The 18,067-nt window shown below is 68.2% G+C and carries 17 protein-coding genes; 12 read left to right on the top strand and 5 right to left on the bottom strand.

Annotation, left to right across the window (positions count from 1 at the left end):
* Window positions 1–2 precede the first annotated feature (2 nt).
* Window positions 3–704, bottom strand: a complete 702-nt coding sequence (locus METRZ18153_RS0108500) for a haloacid dehalogenase type II (RefSeq protein WP_020164334.1) — start codon at window positions 702–704, stop codon at window positions 3–5.
* Between the two features lie 128 nt (window positions 705–832).
* Between METRZ18153_RS0108500 and METRZ18153_RS0108495 the strand changes: the two genes are divergently transcribed.
* Window positions 833–1,234: a DUF2784 domain-containing protein gene (locus METRZ18153_RS0108495; RefSeq protein WP_020164333.1), complete on the top strand. Its 402-nt coding sequence runs from the start codon at window positions 833–835 to the stop codon at window positions 1,232–1,234.
* A gap of 60 nt (window positions 1,235–1,294) precedes the next feature.
* Here the strand turns inward: METRZ18153_RS0108495 and METRZ18153_RS0108490 are convergent, their stop codons facing one another.
* Window positions 1,295–2,293: a LysR family transcriptional regulator gene (locus tag METRZ18153_RS0108490; protein ID WP_020164332.1), complete on the bottom strand. Its 999-nt coding sequence runs from the start codon at window positions 2,291–2,293 to the stop codon at window positions 1,295–1,297.
* A gap of 166 nt (window positions 2,294–2,459) precedes the next feature.
* On the opposite strand from METRZ18153_RS0108490, the gene METRZ18153_RS0108485 reads away from it, so the two are divergent.
* The 6 genes from METRZ18153_RS0108485 (at window position 2,460) to METRZ18153_RS0108460 (ending at window position 11,151) form a co-directional block, all read left to right on the top strand.
* On the top strand, window positions 2,460–3,305 hold the full coding sequence (locus tag METRZ18153_RS0108485) for an alpha/beta hydrolase (protein ID WP_020164331.1): 846 nt from the start codon (window positions 2,460–2,462) through the stop codon (window positions 3,303–3,305).
* A gap of 53 nt (window positions 3,306–3,358) precedes the next feature.
* Window positions 3,359–4,567 carry an efflux RND transporter periplasmic adaptor subunit gene (locus METRZ18153_RS0108480; RefSeq protein WP_020164330.1) on the top strand — a complete coding sequence of 403 codons (1,209 nt, stop codon included), beginning with the start codon at window positions 3,359–3,361 and terminating at the stop codon, window positions 4,565–4,567.
* Window positions 4,568–4,571: 4 nt separating this feature from the next.
* Complete coding sequence (locus METRZ18153_RS0108475) at window positions 4,572–7,754, top strand: efflux RND transporter permease subunit (protein ID WP_020164329.1); 3,183 nt, start codon at window positions 4,572–4,574, stop codon at window positions 7,752–7,754.
* A gap of 14 nt (window positions 7,755–7,768) precedes the next feature.
* Window positions 7,769–9,313 (top strand): efflux transporter outer membrane subunit, encoded by a 1,545-nt coding sequence (locus METRZ18153_RS0108470; protein WP_020164328.1) that lies wholly within the window; start codon window positions 7,769–7,771, stop codon window positions 9,311–9,313.
* 11 nt (window positions 9,314–9,324) lie between these two features.
* Window positions 9,325–10,062, top strand: coding sequence for an SDR family oxidoreductase (locus tag METRZ18153_RS0108465; RefSeq protein ID WP_020164327.1), 738 nt, complete (start codon window positions 9,325–9,327; stop codon window positions 10,060–10,062).
* A 120-nt stretch (window positions 10,063–10,182) separates the two neighbouring features.
* Window positions 10,183–11,151, top strand: a complete 969-nt coding sequence (locus tag METRZ18153_RS0108460; RefSeq protein WP_020164326.1) for a 2-hydroxyacid dehydrogenase — start codon at window positions 10,183–10,185, stop codon at window positions 11,149–11,151.
* Here METRZ18153_RS0108460 and METRZ18153_RS0108455 read toward each other — a convergent pair.
* On the bottom strand, window positions 11,141–11,593 hold the full coding sequence (locus METRZ18153_RS0108455) for a hypothetical protein (RefSeq protein ID WP_020164325.1): 453 nt from the start codon (window positions 11,591–11,593) through the stop codon (window positions 11,141–11,143). The genes METRZ18153_RS0108460 and METRZ18153_RS0108455 overlap by 11 nt on opposite strands.
* A 165-nt stretch (window positions 11,594–11,758) precedes the next feature.
* On the opposite strand from METRZ18153_RS0108455, the gene METRZ18153_RS0108450 reads away from it, so the two are divergent.
* The gene (locus tag METRZ18153_RS0108450) at window positions 11,759–12,598 is read left to right on the top strand and encodes a M90 family metallopeptidase (RefSeq protein ID WP_020164324.1); all 840 of its coding nucleotides are present in this window, start codon (window positions 11,759–11,761) and stop codon (window positions 12,596–12,598) included.
* On the opposite strand, the gene METRZ18153_RS20055 is transcribed toward METRZ18153_RS0108450, so the two are convergent.
* Both METRZ18153_RS20055 and METRZ18153_RS0108440 read right to left on the bottom strand, forming a co-directional pair.
* Complete coding sequence (locus tag METRZ18153_RS20055) at window positions 12,571–13,920, bottom strand: sensor domain-containing diguanylate cyclase (RefSeq protein WP_232416005.1); 1,350 nt, start codon at window positions 13,918–13,920, stop codon at window positions 12,571–12,573. The genes METRZ18153_RS0108450 and METRZ18153_RS20055 overlap by 28 nt on opposite strands.
* Window positions 13,921–14,248: 328 nt before the next feature.
* Window positions 14,249–14,935, bottom strand: coding sequence for a HisA/HisF-related TIM barrel protein (locus tag METRZ18153_RS0108440; protein ID WP_020164322.1), 687 nt, complete (start codon window positions 14,933–14,935; stop codon window positions 14,249–14,251).
* A gap of 30 nt (window positions 14,936–14,965) precedes the next feature.
* Between METRZ18153_RS0108440 and METRZ18153_RS0108435 the strand changes: the two genes are divergently transcribed.
* Genes METRZ18153_RS0108435 through METRZ18153_RS0108420 form a run of 4 tightly spaced genes read left to right on the top strand, consistent with a single transcriptional unit; the run spans window position 14,966 to window position 17,715 of the window.
* Window positions 14,966–15,940: an ATP-grasp domain-containing protein gene (locus METRZ18153_RS0108435; RefSeq protein ID WP_232416004.1), complete on the top strand. Its 975-nt coding sequence runs from the start codon at window positions 14,966–14,968 to the stop codon at window positions 15,938–15,940.
* Window positions 15,924–16,967 carry a hydantoinase/oxoprolinase family protein gene (locus METRZ18153_RS0108430; RefSeq protein ID WP_020164320.1) on the top strand — a complete coding sequence of 348 codons (1,044 nt, stop codon included), beginning with the start codon at window positions 15,924–15,926 and terminating at the stop codon, window positions 16,965–16,967. The genes METRZ18153_RS0108435 and METRZ18153_RS0108430 overlap by 17 nt, the downstream gene beginning before the upstream one ends.
* On the top strand, window positions 16,964–17,146 hold the full coding sequence (locus METRZ18153_RS0108425) for a hypothetical protein (RefSeq protein WP_020164319.1): 183 nt from the start codon (window positions 16,964–16,966) through the stop codon (window positions 17,144–17,146). The genes METRZ18153_RS0108430 and METRZ18153_RS0108425 overlap by 4 nt, the downstream gene beginning before the upstream one ends.
* Complete coding sequence (locus METRZ18153_RS0108420; RefSeq protein ID WP_020164318.1) at window positions 17,143–17,715, top strand: amino acid kinase family protein; 573 nt, start codon at window positions 17,143–17,145, stop codon at window positions 17,713–17,715. The genes METRZ18153_RS0108425 and METRZ18153_RS0108420 overlap by 4 nt, the downstream gene beginning before the upstream one ends.
* Window positions 17,716–18,067 lie beyond the last annotated feature (352 nt).

Raw genomic sequence — 18,067 nt, 5'->3', positions numbered from 1 at the left:
ACTCAGCGCAGTGCGGCCAGCGCCTGCGCCAGTTCGGGCACGCTGGCGACAGCAAGGTCGACCGGAACCGCCGCCGCTGATTCGCCCCGCCCCGCGCCGAACTCGTCCGGCCGCGCAAGAAAGGCTGTACGCAGACCGGCTGCCGCCGCCGCAGCCAGATCGGACGAATGCGCGGCAACCATCAGCGTCTGCGCCGGTGCCAGATCGAAAGCGTCGGCCGCCGCCAGATACACCACCGGTCGCGGCTTGTAGTCGCGTGCCACTTCGGCGCCCAGCACCGCGTCCCAGACGAAGCCGTTGCGCCGCGCCAGATTCACCATCAGCGCGATATGTCCGTTCGAACATGGCGCGATCCGGTAATCACGACGCAGCATCTGCAGACCGGCCGCCACGTCCGGCCAGGCATCGAGGCGGTGCCAGGCGAGGTTGAGCGCGACGCGCGTCGCCTCGTCGCAGTCGTCCAGACCGGCGCGGGCGAGCACGATGTCGAGGTTGCGCCGATGCAAGCGGTCGAGCTTGCAGAACGGAATACGCCCGGCGCGCACCTCCTCCATCGCCGGCTGGTACTCGGCCCGCCAGGCATCGGCAAGCGCCCAGGCATCGGCGCGGTCGCCGAACACCGCCTGCAGTTCGCGCGCGATCGAAGTGCGCCAGTCCACCAGCGTGCCGAACACGTCGAACACCACCGCCTTCACGTCCTTCATGCGTCCTCCGGTCTGTTGTCGTGCGGCACGATTATCCGCGCGCGATGGCGGAGCGCCATGTCCGGGCGAAGAAGTTCTGCGAGACTGGTGATTGCAGGACCGCCCACCATTCTGGAACAGGAGTCCGGATGAATTTCCCGTCCGCCTACCCGCTGCTCGCCGATCTGGTGCTGCTGCTGCACTTCGCCGTCGTGCTGTTCGTCGTCGGCGGACTGCTGCTGGTGATCGTGGGCAACAGGCTGAACTGGCGCCGGGTCAACGCGCTGTCTTTCCGGCTGGCCCATCTGGCCGCCATCGGCATCGTCGTCGCGCAGGCCTGGCTTGGTCAGGCCTGTCCGCTGACCACGCTCGAAATGTGGCTGCGCCGGCAGGCGGGCGAAGCGACCTACGGTGCGAGTTTCATCGAGCACTGGGTGCAGCGGCTGCTCTATTACGAAGCGCCGTCCTGGGTGTTCACGCTCGCCTATTCGCTGTTCGCACTGCTGGTGGCGGCGGCATGGTGGTACTTCCCGCCGCGGCGAGGCAGATGAATTTCCGGCCCCGGCAGCGGCCTGGATCGGAGCCTGCGACCGACAATGTCCATGCCGCGATCAGTAGCTGCCGGCCTCGACCGCCTGCAGGCCCAGTATCGCCTGACGCATGTCGCCGTCCTTCGGCTCGGCCTTGCTGCAGGCCTGGTCGCAGCCGCCCAGTATCGGGCAGCGCCCGAACAGTTCGGCCGCCCAGTCGACGAAGGCGCGCACCTTGGGCGACAGGTGACGGTTCTGCAGATAGACCACCGATATCGGCATCGGTGACGGCTGCCACTGCGGCAGCACTTCGCGCAAGGCGCCCGACTGCAGATGAGCCTGCACCATGAAGCGCGGCGGCTGGATGATGCCGAAACCCTGCAGACCGCAGGTGACGTAGGCGTCAGCGTCGTTCACCGACACCTTGCCCGGCACCTTGACTTCGGTCACCTCGCCCTCGACGACGAAATCGAGGTCGTAGATACGACCGGTGCGACTGGAGAAGTAATGCACCGCGCGATGCTGCTGCAGATCGGCCAGCGCGACCGGCTCGCCGTGACGTTCGATGTAATCGGGCGACGCGCAGGTGACGGTTTCCATCGTGCCGATGCGTCGCGCGACCAGCGTCGAGTCCTGCAGTTCGCCGATGCGGATGACGCAGTCGACGCTTTCGCGCACCAGATCGACCGGACGGTCGCCCATGCCGATGGCCAGTTCGATGTCCGGATAGCGGCTGTGGAATTCGCACATGCGCGGAATCAACACCAGCCGCCCCACCGGCGCCGGCACGTCGATGCGCAGGCGACCCTTGGGCCCGCGGGCGACCTCGCGGAAGGACGATTCGGCCTCCTCGAGGTCGGCCAGGATGCGCGCGCAGCGCTCGTAGTAGGCCGCACCGTCCGGCGTCAGGCTGATGCGCCGGGTCGTGCGGTTGAGCAGGCGCACCTGCAGCAGGTTCTCCAGGTTCTGCACCGCGGTGGTGACGGTGGCACGCGGCAGCCCGAGGCTGTCGGCGGCACGCGTGAAGCTGTTGGAATCGACGACGCGGGTGAACACCTGCATGGCCTGGAAACGATCCATGGCGCAACTCCGGACAAGGGTGGGCAAGCGAGCGCGCACCGGACCCTCGTCCGATTATTCGCACTCAACGAACAGTGTTACCAGATTAGACCAGTTTATCCACGACGGGCCAACATACAGAATCCGGTCACACCTTGACCCCGGCATGGCCGGCAGGACTGACCGCATGACTCTGCTGTACCCGGACGCGCACGGCACCGCTGCACCGCACGTGCGCAACATCGACATTGCCGGCCCGCACGGCCGCCTGCCGCTGCGCATCTATCGGCCGCGCTCGGAAACCCTGCTGCCGCTGGTGATCTATCTGCACGGCGGCGGCTTCGTCGGCGGATCGCTGGACGACGCCGACCTGCCGGCGCACTACATCGCGGCGACGCTGCCTGCCGTCGTGGTATCGGTCGATTACGCGCTGGCGCCGGCACACCCGTTCCCGGCCGCGCCTGAGGACGCCTACGCGGCGACGCTGTGGGCCGCCGACAACGCGGCCACGCTCGGCGCCGACGCGCAGCGTATCGCGGTCGCCGGCGACGATGCCGGCGGCAACCTCGCCGCCAGCCTGGCAATGATCGCGCGCGACCGGCAGGACGTGCACATCGCGGTGCAGGTGCTGATCGGCCCGATGCTGGACCCGAGCATGACGCGCACCGGCGACGCCGCGCGTCTGCAGTCCGACCTGCGCGCCGAGGACTGCGCCGACTGCTACCGCCAGTATCTGCCGCAGCTGTCGCAGCGCCTGCACCCCTACGCCGCACCGCTGGAATCGTGCCGCCAGGCCGGTCTGCCGGCGGCCTATATCGCCACCGCGGGCCGCGACCTGCTGCATTGCGAAGCCGAGAAATATGCCGCGGCGCTGATCACCGCCGGCGTACACACCCAGGTCGAACGCTTCGCCGGCATCACGCACGCCGCCCTGCCCGCCCATCCGCCGCTGCTCGATGGCGTCGTCCAGTTCCTGCGCTGCCGGCTCGGCCGCGCGGACGCCCGTCACAACGACGCACAGCACGCCGTCTGAACACCGACCCGATACCCCTTCATTCCATCCAACCCTCCAGCAAGGAAGCCGCCATGTCCATCCCGCACACGCGCACCGCCCTCGCCCTCGTCATCACCGCACTGGTCGCCACCGGCGGCTTTGCCGTCATGCGCGCGCAAGCCGACACGCCGCCCGCCGCCGCGGCCGCGCCGGCCGCCACCCCGGTCGAAGTGGCCGAGGTCAGCCGCCAGACCATCATCGACTGGCAGGATTACTCAGGCCGGCTGGAGGCGGTGGATCGCGTCGAAATACGGCCGCTGGTGTCCGGCACGCTGACCGCCGTGCATTTCCGCGACGGCGCCCGCGTGAAGAAGGGCGACGTGCTGTTCACCATCGACCCGCGCCCTTATGCCGCTGAAGTCGAGCGCGCGCAGGCGCAGCTCGCCGCCGCCGAAACGCGTGCCGGCTACACCGCGACCGAACTGGCGCGCGGCCAGCGGCTGGCGGCCGACAACGCGATCGCGAAGCGCGATCTCGACGAGAAGCAGAACGCCGCGCGCGAAGCCGCCGCCCAGGTGCAGGCAGCGCAGGCCGCGCTGACCGCGGCGAAACTCAACCTCGAATACACGCGCATCACCGCGCCGGTGTCCGGCCGCATTTCGCGCGCCGAAGTGACCGTGGGCAATATCGTCGCCGCCGGCGCCGGCACCACGCCGCTGACCACGCTGGTGTCGATGGACAGGATCTACGCCGCCTTCGACGTGGACGAACAGAGCTTCCTGAAGTACGTGAATCCGGCCCGTGCCGCCGGCGGCGAGCCGGTGCCGGTCTTCCTCGGCCTGGCCGACGAAGAAGGCCACTCGCGCCGCGGCACCGTCGCCTCGGTCGACAACCGCCTCGACACCTCGTCCGGCACCATCCGCGTGCGCGCCGTTTTCGACAACGCCGACGGCCTGCTGCTGCCCGGCCTCTACGCGCGCATCCGGCTCGGCGGCGGCGCGCCGCGCGAAGCGGTGCTGATCGACGAACGCGCCATCGGCACCGACCAGGACAAGCGCTTCGTGCTGGTGGTCGACGAAACCAACCGCACCGCCTATCGCGAAGTGCGGCTCGGTGCGCGCCAGAGCGGCCTGCGCATCGTCGAGAACGGTCTCAACGCCGGCGAGCGCATCGTCGTCAGCGGCCTGCAGCGCACCCGCCCGGGCGACACCGTGGCACCGAAGAGCGTGCCGATGAACCGCGAAAGCCTGGTCGGTGCGCCCGCGCAGCCGGCCCGGCGTGCTCCGAACGTGAAGGCCTGATGCCATGAACATTTCCAGATTCTTCATCGACCGACCCATCTTCGCCGGTGTGCTGTCGGTGCTCATACTGCTGGCCGGCGCGCTGTCGCTGTTCCAGCTGCCGATTTCCGAGTACCCGGAAGTGGTGCCGCCGTCGGTCGTCGTGCGCGCCCAGTTCCCGGGCGCCAACCCCAAGGTGATCGCCGAAACCGTGGCCTCGCCACTGGAAGAGGCGATCAACGGCGTCGAGGACATGCTGTACATGCAGTCGCAGGCCAACAGCGACGGCAACCTGACGCTGACTGTCTACTTCAACCTCGGCATGGACCCGGACAAGGCGCAGCAGCTGGTGCAGAACCGGGTATCGCAGGCGATGCCGCGGCTGCCGGAAGACGTGCAGCGGCTGGGCGTGACCACGCTGAAGAGTTCGCCCACGCTGACCATGGTGGTGCACCTGATCTCGCCGGACAACCGCTACGACACGACCTATCTGCGCAACTACGCTGTCATCAACGTGAAGGACCGCCTGGCGCGCATCAAGGGCGTCGGTGAAGTCGGCCTGTTCGGCTCCGGCAACTACGCGATGCGCGTGTGGCTGGACCCGCAGAAGGTGGCCCAGCGCAACATGACGGCCAGCGACGTGGTGCGCGCGATCCGCGAACAGAACGTGCAGGTCGCGGCCGGCGTCATCGGCGCCTCGCCGAACGCGGCCGACGTGCCGCTGCAGCTGTCGGTCAACGCGCAGGGCCGGCTGCAGACGGTCGAGGAGTTCTCGGACATCATCCTGAAGTCCTCGCCCGACGGCAGCATCACGCGGCTTGCCGACGTCGCGCGGGTCGAACTCGCCGCCTCGGAATACGGCCTGCGCTCGCTGCTCGACAACAAGCCGGCGGTGGCGCTGCCTATCCGCCAGGCACCGGGCGCGAATGCGCTCGACGTGTCGGCCGCGGTGCGCGAAACCATGGCCGAACTGGCCAAGGATTTCCCGCCCTCGGTCGAGTACCGCATCGTCTATGACCCGACGCAGTTCGTGCGCGCGTCGATCAAGGCGGTCATCGTGACGCTGCTCGAAGCGATCGCGCTGGTCGTGCTGGTGGTCATCGTGTTCCTGCAGACCTGGCGCGCCTCCATCATTCCGCTGCTGGCGGTGCCGGTGTCCATCGTCGGCACCTTCTCGCTGATGCTGGGCTTTGGCTACTCGATCAACGCGCTGTCGCTGTTCGGCATGGTGCTGGCCATCGGCATCGTGGTCGATGACGCCATCGTGGTGGTCGAGAACGTCGAGCGCAACATCGCCGAGGGCCTGTCGGCACGCGAAGCGACCTACCGCGCGATGCAGGAAGTGAGCGGCCCCATCATCGCCATCGCGCTTACGCTGGTCGCCGTGTTCGTGCCGCTGGCCTTCATGACCGGCCTGACCGGCCAGTTCTACAAACAGTTCGCGATGACGATCGCCATCTCGACCGTCATCTCCGCCTTCAACTCGCTGACGCTGTCGCCGGCACTGGCGGCCATGCTGCTGAAGGGCCACGACGCCAAGCCGGACGCGCTGACGCGGGCGATGAATGCCGTGTTCGGCGGCTTCTTCGCGCGCTTCAACCGCTTCTTCAACCGCAGTTCGGAAAACTACGGACGCGGCGTCAGCGGCATGATCCAGCGAAAGGGCACGGCCATGGGCGTCTATGCCGTGCTGCTCGGCGCGACGGTCGGCCTGTCCTACCTGGTGCCTGGCGGCTTCGTGCCGGCGCAGGACAAGCAGTACCTGATCAGCTTCACCCAGCTGCCGGCCGGCGCCTCGATCGACCGTACCGAAGACGTGATCCGCCGCATGGGCGAGATCGCGCTGGCCCAGCCGGGCGTCGAGAACGCGGTCGCCTTCCCCGGGCTGTCGATCAACGGCTTCACCAACAGTTCGAGTGCCGGCATCGTGTTCGCGACGCTCAAGCCCTTCGACGAGCGCAAGAGCCCGGAGCTGTCGGCCGGCGCGATCGCCGCGTCGCTGAACGCCAAGTTCGCCGACATCAAGGACGCCTACATCGCGGTGTTTCCGCCGCCGCCGGTAATGGGTCTGGGCACGCTGGGCGGCTTCAAGCTGCAGCTGCAGGACCGCGGCGCGCTCGGCTACGCCGAACTGGAAGCGGCCAAGGAAGCCTTCATCGCCGCCGCGGCGAAGGCGCCGGAACTGGGTCCGACCTTCTCCAGTTACCAGATCAACGTGCCGCAGCTCGACGTCGACCTGGACCGGGTGAAGGCCAAGCAGCTCGGCGTGCCGATCACCGACGTGTTCGACACCATGCAGATCTACCTCGGTTCGCTCTACGTGAATGACTTCAACCGCTTCGGCCGCGTCTATCAGGTGCGTGCCCAGGCTGACGCGCCCTTCCGCGCCGAGGCCGCCGACATCCTGGCGCTGAAGACGCGCAACACGAATGGCGACATGGTGCCGCTGTCCTCGCTGGTCAAGGTGAAGCAGAGCTTCGGCCCGGAAATGGTGGTGCGCTACAACGGCTACACCTCGGCCGACATCAACGGCGGCCCCGCGCCCGGCTATTCGTCCGACCAGGCGCAGGCCGCGGCCGAGCGCATCGCCGACGAAGTGCTGCCGCGCGGTGTCAAGTACGAATGGACGGACCTGATCTACCAGAAGATCCTGGCCGGCAACGCCGGTGTCTGGGTGTTCCCGATCAGCGTGCTGCTGGTGTTCCTGGTGCTCGCCGCGCAGTACGAAAGCCTCACGCTGCCGCTGGCCGTCATCCTCATCGTGCCGATGAGCATCCTGGCCGCGCTGACCGGCGTCTGGCTCACTGCCGGCGACAACAACATCTTCACGCAGATCGGTCTGATGGTGCTGGTCGGGCTGTCGGCGAAGAACGCCATCCTGATCGTCGAATTCGCCCGCGAGCTGGAACTGCGCGGACGCGGCATCGTCGAGGCGGCGATCGAAGCCAGCCGGCTGCGGCTGCGCCCCATCCTGATGACATCGATCGCTTTCATCATGGGCGTGGTGCCGCTGGTCACGTCGAGCGGCGCCGGCGCGGAAATGCGTCATGCCATGGGCGTGGCGGTGTTCTCCGGCATGCTGGGCGTCACCTTCTTCGGTCTCTTCCTGACCCCGGTGTTCTACGTGCTGCTGCGCAAGGCCTCGGGCAAGCGCCTCACCCACGCCGGCCATACGCCGCTGCCTGACGTCGCAGCCGTCGCCCACTGATCCGGAGCATTGACATGAACACATCGTTGAACACGGCGAGCACGCTCGCTCCTGCAGAGGCCTACCGCTCGCTGCGGACCGGTGCCGTGCTGCTGTCCAGCCTGCTGGTGCTGGCCGGCTGCTCGGTGATGCAGACCTACGAGCGTCCGGCGGTCGATACGCCGCAGGCCTTCAAGGAAGCGCCCGCCGGCAACAAGGACTGGAAGCCGGCGCGGCCGTCGGAAGAGCTGGCGCGCGGCGAATGGTGGACGGTGTTCGGCGACGGTCGCCTGAACACGCTGGTCGCGCAGGCGATGGACGCCAACCAGGACCTGAAGGCCGCCGCCGCACGCCTCGCCCAGTCCCGCGCCCTGGTGCGCGACGCCCGCTCGCAGCAGTCACCGCAGGTCGGCGCCGGCTTCGGCCCGACCCGGCAGCGGCAGTCGCCGGCGGCGCGCGGGCTGGACGACAGCGCGGACGGCAACGCGCTGACGCTGTGGCGTGCGCAGGCCACCGTCGCCTACGAGGTCGACCTGTTCGGCCGCGTGGCCGCCGGCGTCGATGCGGCCAGCGCCACCGCGCAGCAGCGCGAAGCGCTGTTCCGCTCGCTGCAGCTCGCGCTGCAGGCCGACGTCGCACAGACCTATTTCCTGATCCGTGAGCTCGATGCCGAACAGGCGCTCTACACCGGCACCGTGCAGCTGCGCACTGAAACGCTGCGCCTGGTGCAGCGGCGCTTCGACGAAGGCGACGTGAGCGAGCTGGAACTGGCGCGCGCAAAGACCGAGCTGGCGTCGGCGCAGTCCGAGTCCTTCGGCGTGTCGCGCCGCCGCGCCAACGCGGAACACGCTCTGGCACTGCTGCTCGGCCGCGCACCGGCGGACTTCGCGCTCGAGCCGCAGCCGCTCGAGCGGGTCACGCTCGACATCCCGCCGGGCCTGCCTTCGGCACTGCTCGAACGTCGACCCGACATCGCCGCCGCAGAGCGCGCGATGGCGGCTGCCAACGCCCGTGTCGGCATCGCGCAGGCGGCCTGGTTTCCGCGCCTGAACCTGACCGGCGCACTGGGTTACGAATCGTCCGAACTGGGCAATCTGTTCCAGTGGAGCACGCGCAGCTTCGTGCTCGGACCGCTGGTCGGCACCGCGCTGACGCTGCCCCTCTTCGACGGCGGCGCGCGCGAAGCCGGGCTGGAACGCGCCCGCGCCGTCTACGACGAAGAGGTCGCCGCCTACCGCCAGACCGTGCTCGGCGCCTTCCGCGAGGTCGAGGACAACCTGGCCGGCCTGCGCATCCTGGCGGAACAGACGCGCACGCAGGACGAAGCGGTACGCGCCGCCGCGCGCGCCGCGCAGCTGTCGCAGATCCAGTACCGCGAAGGTTCGGTCAGCCAGCTCGACGTGATCGATGCCGACCGCAGCGTGCTGCTGCAGCGGCGCATCGCCTCGCAGCTCGAAGGCGAACGCGCGCGCGCCGCGGTCGGTCTCATCCGTGCATTGGGTGGCGGCTGGGACGGCCAGGCACCCGCAGACATTTCCGACGCAGGGCCGGACCAGCCCCTGCACGCCCGCAATCCCTGAGGAGCTAGAGCATGAACACGCAACAGAAAGTCGCCTTCATCACCGGTGGCAACCGTGGTCTCGGCCTTGAAACCGCACGCGGCCTCGGCCGCCTCGGAATCGAAGTGGTGATCGGCGTGCGCGATCCGGACAAGGGCGAGGAAGCCGTCGCCGCGCTGCGCAACGAAGGCATTCACGCTTCGGCCATCGGCTTCGACGCGACCAAGCCGTCGACCTTCCAGGCGGTATACGACCACTTCGCCAGCCAGTACGGCCGGCTCGACATCCTGGTGAACAACGCCGGCATCGCGCTCGGCGAATTCTTCGCGCCGAACGCCAGCACGGTGTCGCAGGACGTCCTGCGACGCACCTTCGACGTGAATTTCTTCGCCGTGATCGAACTGACGCAGATCCTGCTGCCGCTGATCCGTCAGGCTCCGGCCGGCCGCATCGTGAACCTGTCGTCCATCCTCGGTTCGCTCGGCACGCACTGCGCGCCGGACTCGCCGATCGCACCGGCCAAGGAAGTCGCCTACAACGCGTCGAAGACCGCGCTGAACGCCTACACCGTGCACCTGGCGGCCGAACTGGCCGACACGCCGATCAAGGTGAACTCCGCCCATCCGGGCTGGGTGAAGACCGACATGGGCGGCCCGAACGCACCGATGGACATCGCCGACGGCGGCAAGACCAGCGTGCAGCTGGCGACCCTGCCGGCCGACGGCCCGACCGGCGGCTTCTTCCACATGGGCGAGGCACTGCCCTGGTAAGTGCAGGCTGCGCGGCGGCAACTGTGCTGCCGTACGCCGCGTAACACTTGTGCGCTGCGGCTCGCCTGGCGGCGGGCCGCGCGCTAGATTCGGCGCTCCTGCACATCACCGGAGCCTGTCTTGAGCCGCCCCTCGATTCTCGTCGCCCGCTACGTCCTGCCTGAACTGATAGACCGTCTGTCGCAGCATTTCGACGTCGATGCCAACCAGGAAGATCGCGTGTTCACACAGCCGGAGCTGATCGCGCGGCTGCAGGGCAAGGCCGGCGCCTTCATCACCGCCAACGAGAAGATCGACGCCGCACTGCTCGACGCCTGCCCCGGCCTGCGCGCGGTGTGCACGATGGCGGTCGGCTACAACAATATCGACGTCGCCGCCTGCACCGCCCGCGGCATCCTGGTCAGCAACACGCCGGACGTGCTGACCGAATCGACCGCCGACTTCGGCTTCGCGCTGATGATGGCGGCCGCCCGTCGCGTCACCGAAAGCGAGCGCTTCCTGCGCGACGGCCGATGGACGCACTGGACCTACTCGCTGATGAATGGCGTCGACGTGTACGGTAAGACACTGGGCATCTTCGGCATGGGCCGCATCGGCCAGGCGATCGCCCGCCGCGGCGCGTTCGGCTTCGGCATGAAGGTGATCTACCACAACCGCAGCCCGCTCCCGGCCGCCATCGAAACGCCGCTCGGTGCGCGCTGGGTGGACAAGGACACACTGCTGCGCGAAGCCGATCACCTCGTACTGGTCGTGCCCTATTCGCCCGCCGTGCATCACGCCATCGGTGCTGATGAGCTGGCGCTGATGAAGCCGACCGCCACGCTGACCAATATCGCGCGCGGCGGCGTGGTCGACGACGCGGCGCTGGTCGAGGCGCTGCGCAGCGGCCGCATCGGTGCCGCCGCGCTCGACGTCTATGAGGGCGAACCGAAGCTGAATCCCGGCCTGCTCGAAGTGCCCAACGTCGTGCTGACACCGCACATCGCCAGCGCCACCGGCGCCACCCGCAAGGCCATGGCCGACCTCGCCGCCGACAACCTGATCGCCGCGCTGACCGGCGGCACGCCGCCGACGCCGGTCAGGCTCTGAGCACGACCGCTGCCGGGTCCGGGTCGGCCGGGCACTGCTGTCGCGCGTCAACCTCGGCCAGGAATTCGAGCACCCAGCGGTCGACGCGCGGCAGGCAGCCGGCCAGCGAGTCCTGCAATGAATCGAGTTCGAAGTAATCCGGTTCGTGCAGATAGGGGTGGGTCATCGCACCCACGTCAGCCGCGTCGTGACTCAGATCGACGACGCGGTGATCGATGTAGTTGTACTGGTGCTGGAAATGGCCGCGCAGCGAACCGCCGAACACGCGATTCATGAACAGCGAGCCATAGCGGCAGGAACCGGACAGATCGACCGGCATCACCACATTGCGCTCGACCGCCAGCTCGCACCACTTGCGGAACACGAAATCCTTGGCGTGGGAGAAATGCGCGCCGGTACAGGCGAGTTGCGCGACGTGACAGGCGTTCCAATCGGAATACATCGTGACCCCGGGGCGATGACGGTCAGTCACCGTAGCATGCCGTCGGGCGTGTGCAAGGACGAGCGGTCGTGGTCGGAAGACCTCAAGTTCAAACCGCAAGACAGCGCACAGAGGCAGGATATCTGCCCGGCTTGAAACCACCGCCGCTGCCCCGATCTGCGATTGATGACTCCGCTCACCTCCACTCTCGCACTGGCCGCGCTGATCGCAATACTGCTGTCTGCCGCGCTGTGGCTGTTCGCCGATCCGCTGCGTACCGCACTGCGCCGGCGCCGCATCCGGGCGCGTCCTTTCCCCGCCGAGTGGCGCCGTCTGCTGCAGCGGAACATGCCGGCCTGGCGAGCACTGCCGCCTGATCTGCAGCAGCAGCTGCGCCGTCGCATCCAGGTGTTCGTTGCCGAGAAGCGCTTCATCGGCTGCGACGGCATGGTGATCACCGACGAGGTGCGGGTGCTGATCGCCGCCCAGGCCTGCCTGCTCATCCTGAACCGGCCGACCGACTACTTCGCCGGGCTGCGCGAAATCCTGGTCTATCCGGGTGCCTTTGCCGTCACCCGAACCGAAACCGACGCCGCTGGCGTGCAGCACGCCTGGCGCCGCGTACATCTGGGCGAATCGTCGTCGCGCGGCCAGGTCGTGCTGGCCTGGGACGCGGTGCTCGCTGGCGCCGCCGACGCGGCCGACGGGCACAACGTGGTCATCCACGAGTTCGCGCATCAGCTGGACCAGGAGAACGGCGAGGCAAACGGCGCGCCGCCGCTGCGCGGTGCGGCGCGCGTGGCGCGCTGGGCGGCGGTGATGGGGGCGGCATACGCGATGCTGCACCAGCAGGTCGCGGCGCACGAGCCGCCGGTGCTCGACCCCTACGGCGCCTACAGCCCGGCCGAGTTCTTCGCCGTCGCCACCGAAAGCTTCTTCGAGCGGCCGCAGCATCTTGCGGCAGCGCTGCCCGAGGCCTACGCCGAACTGTCGTCCTACTACCGGGTGAATCCGCTGGTGTGGTAGCTCACCGGCTGCACCTGCACCACCACGCGGTTGCGGCCCTGCTGCTTGGCTTCGTACAGCGCCTGGTCGGCGGCGTCGATCAGCGACGACGGCTTGCCGGCCAGCTTGCCGACGAAGGCGGGCGGCGGCACGAAGGTGGCGACGCCGATGCTCACCGTCACGCAATCGTGCACCGACGACTTGCCGTGCGGAATGCCGAGCGACAGCACGGCGCGACAGGCCGACTGCGCCACCGCCGAGGCGTCCGACTCGCCGGTATCCGGCAGCAGGATGGCGAATTCCTCGCCGCCATAGCGCGCCACCAGATCGGAGGCGCGCCGCGTACAGGACGCCAGCGCCTGCGCCACGCTGCGCAGGCAGTCGTCGCCGCCAAGGTGACCGTGCGTGTCGTTGTAGGGCTTGAAATGATCGACATCCAGCATCAGCAGCGACAGCGGCCGGCCGCTGCGCAGGCTGCGATGCCATTCGCGTCCCAGCGTTTCGCCGAACACCCGGCGATTGGCGATGCCGGTGAGCGCGTCGGTCGCATTCAGGCGTTCGAGTTCCGAGGCCTTCAGCCTCACCCGCTCATGCGCACGGCCCAGATGGGCGTACAGGCGCCCGTTCTCGATCACCAGCGCGACCAGCACCATGCTGGCCGCGAGCAGCCCGTGGACGCGCCCGACGTAGAAGCCGAGGTCATAGCGCCCGGCGTTGAACACCGCCACCAGCGCCACTTCCAGCAGCCAGGCCACCATGGTCACGATGAGCCACAGATCGAGCGCGGCGCGCGGTTTCTTCCGCCATAGCACATACAGCGCAAAGCCATTCAGAATCCATATCGCGGACACGATCCAGAACATTCGATGGGTATATCCGAACGTACCTTTCATGATGTCCGGCAATATATTGGCGCCATGTATCGCCAGCAGCGCGGACAATACGGCCATCAGCAACGTGCACGAAACATGCCGCCCCGCACTGCCGAATATCGAGCGTATTCCGGGACCCCTGCTGCATTCTCTCGGCATCATCAGTGAATAGCCGATCACGCACAGCGGAAATCCCACATGCCAGAACTGGAATATCCACGCGGTGGTCTGAATATTCGCACCGAGCAATCCTTCGGCGGAGAAAACCTCGGGATAGGTGAGCAGATGCGGCGCAATCATCGCCGAGGCGTAGAGAAAGCCATCCGCCAGCAGGAACATCGCGCTTGAGCGCAGCGTCACGCCATGCCCGTAAAGCAGCACGGCGGTGACCAGATAGACGACGAACAATGCGGAATCGTAGACCGCGACAAATGCCGGAATATGCGGCAATGGCATTTTCGCGTAGGGCACGCTGACTGCAAAAAGCAGCAGCGAAAATATGACGACGAGACTGACCAACCGACGTTCGCGTGGACCGGCCGCGTGCGTCGAAAGCAATTCCGGGCTGTCGTCTGTCGATACGTATGGCATTTTCTTGCCAGTTCGTTATTCCGTATCCATTCATCGAATGCGGGCCGCCACTCGGCGGGCATTCATTCCCTGAGCTCAGTTCACGCCAGACCCGATCTGCCCGTAACCGGAAGCGCCGTATCAAAATGTAAACTACTCCCTGCAATTGATTCCACGGTAAAAAATCGTGGCGTTTCAAACGCGGGGAATTCGTGCGCCGCAGCATGAATCATTGAGGGACGGCCAGCCGGCCATCGTGCAGCGCGCTCGCCACCAGCACCGCCGGCACACCGGCCTCGTCCAGCGCGGCAAGGTCTACCGCGTCACGCACACCACCGGCGGCGATCACCGCAACGTCAGGGCGCTGAGCGCGCAAGCGGGCAATCAGTGCCAGCTCGGGCCCGGCCTCCGAGCCGACCCGCGCCAGTTCCATCGCGATCACCCGTGCCGGCCAGAATTCGGGCGCGTGCGCCCATGCGGCGCCGAGCGGAACGCCGCTGCGATAGTCGAGCGACAGCAGCGCCGGCACGCCCGCTGCCGACAGTTTCGCCAACGCATCGGGATCGGTCAGGCTTTCGCTGCCCAGCACGGGGATCGCGCCGGTCGCGTGGTGCAGCGCCAGCGCGGCATCGGCATCGGCAAAACCGCCGTCCACCCAGAACTCGACCTGCGGATGACGCTCGGCCAGAGCAGCGATCACCTTTGTGTGGTCACCGCCCAATCGGCGGATGGCGTCGAGATCGGCAATATAGATATGGCGGGCGGTGGTCGCCGCGAGCAGTGCGTCGACCACGTCGGCCGGCACGCAACCCTCGACCAGACGCGAGCGCAGCGGCTGGTAAGCTTGCCGGTCGCCACGACGCGCGTGCACGACCCGACCTTGCATCAGGTCGATGACGGGTATCAGTTCAGGCACAAAAAACCTTATATGAATCAACGAATTTTCGTGTTCGAGTTTATCACCGGCGGCGGTCTGGCCGGCCAGCCACTGCCGGCCTCGCTCGTGCGCGAAGGCCGCCTGATGCGCGATGCGCTGCTGCGCGACGCCGCCGACATCGCTGGCGCCGAACTGGTGACGCTGCACGACGCCCGGCTCGGAGCGGCGCTGCCCGGCTCGATCGCGGTAGCCGAGACCGGCGCGTTCGACGCCGCCTTCGATGCCGCACTGGCCGGTGCCGACGCGGCGCTCATCGTCGCGCCGGAAACTGGCGATCTGCTGGCCACGCTGGCCGCCCGTGTCGAAGCGAGCGGCAGCCGCCTGCTCGGCTGCGACGCCGCAAGCTGCCGCGTCGCCGCGTCGAAGTCACGCACCGCGCGCGTGCTGGCAGAGGCCGGCGTCGCCGTGCTGCCACACTACAGCGACGCCGACGCACTGCCCGACGTCCTTGGCGCATGGGCGGTGAAGCCGGACGACGGCGCCGGTTGCGAGGGTCTGCAGCGTCTGGGCGACCGCGCAGCCGCCGCTCGCGTACTGCGCGCGGCCGGGCCGGATCACATCGCCCAGCCGTGGCTGGACGGCGAGGCGCGCAGCATGAACCTGCTGTGCGCGCGTGGCCGCGCCGCGCTGCTGTCGGTGAACCGGCAAGTGCTCGAGCACCATGGCGAACGCGTGCGTCTTGCCGCGCTCGCCGTCGGCGCGGTCGACGCCACGCCGCAACACGCCGCGCTCGCGCAGCGCATCGCCGCCGCCCTGCCCGGTCTGCTCGGACCGGTCGGCGTCGATTTCATCGAAACCGCGGACGGCCCGGTCGTGGTCGAGATCAATCCGCGCATGAGCACCTCGGCCTGCGCGCTGCGCGCAGCGACCGGCCTCAACCTGGTCGCCGCCACACTGAGCGCGGCACGCGACGGCAGCCTGCCGTCGACCGACGCTCCGCGTCCGCACACCCTTACCCTCGACGCCCATGAAGAAGCCGTCTGATGCAACGCTGATCGGCTGGGACATCGGCGGCGCGCACGTCAAGGCCGCGCGCATCGACGGCGGGCGGGTGAGCGGCGTGTTGCAGGTCGCCTGCCCGCTGTGGCAGGGGCTGGACAAGCTCGACACCGCCGTGGCCGAAGCGCTGGCCGCACTGGGTGCGGCGCCGCGCCACGCAGTCACGATGACCGGCGAAATGACCGACCTGTTCGATGCCCGCGCCGACGGCGTGGCCGGCATCGCACAGCGCATGCGCACCGCATTGGCGGGCGAAATCACGCTGTACGCCGGTCGCGCGGGCTGGGCGGAGGTCGATGACGCGCGCGCCCGCGCCGACGACATCGCCTCGGCCAACTGGCTCGCTACTGCGGCGTGGATCGCCACCCGTCTGCCGCAGGCGCTGCTGGCCGATGTCGGCAGCACCACCAGCGACCTCATCGTCATCGATGGCGGCGTCGCCACGACCAGCCGCTCCGACGCCGACCGGCTGATCAGCGGCGAACTGGTCTATGCCGGCGTCGTGCGCACGCCGCTGATGGCGCTCGCGCCGGCGGTCGACTTCAAGGGCCAGCGCCACCGGCTGATGGCCGAGTACTTCGCCACCTCGGCCGACGTGTGGCGCCTGCTCGGTGAGCTGCCGGAGCACGCAGACCAGTATCCGGCGGCCGACGGCGGCGCCAAGACGGCGGAGGCCAGCGCCCGCCGGCTGGCGCGCATGATAGGTCGCGATCTCGCCGAAGGCTCGATGGAAGACTGGCGCGCACTCGCGTCCGCTTTCGCCGATGCACAGCTGGGCGCCCTGATCGACGCCTGCTCTGCCCTGCCCGGCATCGCCGCGCTCGCGCCCGAGGCACCGGTGGTCTGCGCGGGGGCCGGCCGCTTCGTCGCCGCCCGTCTCGCCCGCGCGCTCGGTCGCCCGGCCGTCACGCTCGGTGAGCTGCTGGCCGATCTCGCGCCCGACTGCGCGGACGAAGCCACCACCTGCGCACCGGCGGTTGCCGTGGGCTTGCTGGCCGAGGGGAAGCGATGAAACCGTCCGCCATCATCCATCTGATCGGCGTCGTCGCCTTCGGCCTGTTTTACGTGCCGTTCAAGACGCTGACCGGCGGCGGTGCTCAGATGCTCGCGTTGGCCATCGTCTATCTGCTGGCGCTGCGCCTGCTCGGCCAGGTGCTGGACCGCCGCATCGACCGCGACCACAAGCCGTGACCCGCGCACCTGTGGTGATCAAGCTCGGCGGCAGCCTGCTGTCCGACCCGCATGACGGACGACTTCAGCGCTGGTGCGAACGGCTTGCCGGCGAGGCGTCAGGCAGCGCCGTCATCGTGCCCGGCGGCGGGGCGTATGCCGACGCCGTACGCGACGCCCAGACGCACTGGCGCTTTTCCGAAGACGCAGCGCACCGCATGGCGCTGCGCGCGATGGACCAGTGCGGGCTGATGCTGTGCGACCTGTTTCCGGCGCTGCTCGCCTGCGATGACATCGACGCACTGGCCGACCACTGCGCTGCCGGCCGCACGCCGGTGTGGCTGCCCTCCCGTCATCTCGACCTCAGTACCGACCTCCCGCGCGACTGGACGGTGACCTCCGACAGCATCGCCGTCTGGCTCGCTGCCCGCATCGGCAGCCCGCGCGTCCTGCTGGTGAAGTCCTGCGCCCTGCCGGACGGTGATCTCGCGGCACTTGCTACACAGGGCATCGTCGACCCGCATCTGCCGCAGATCGCGACCCGGGCGAACATCGAGGTTCGCCTCGCCCACGCCGACTCGCCGTTCTAGTTTGGCGCGACGGTCGGGTTCAGAAGACCCCTCCCACAGAACCCCGGCCCAGGGTCGGGCTCCCGGATCGGGCGTGACCCCTTGGCCGCGACGCGGCCGGCGCTGGCCGCTGGCGTCGATCAAGGCGCTTGCGGGAACGATTCGATCGCGCACGTGCCGCATGCATGACTGCTGCGAATTCGAACGGTCCGAGATCAGGCGATCTCCATGCCGCACTGCACCTTGGATGATCTTTTAGACTTGATCTAAATATAAAGAAAATAGCGATCTCGGCATCGCGGGCGGCGACGCAGAATGTGTTCCGCACGGTCGACGCGGCACGACGATCGAGCACCCAGAAAAACAGAGCATG

Source organism: Methyloversatilis discipulorum, assembly GCF_000385375.1.
Lineage (GTDB): Bacteria > Pseudomonadota > Gammaproteobacteria > Burkholderiales > Rhodocyclaceae > Methyloversatilis > Methyloversatilis discipulorum_A.
This window is presented reverse-complemented; position numbering and strand designations above follow the sequence as displayed.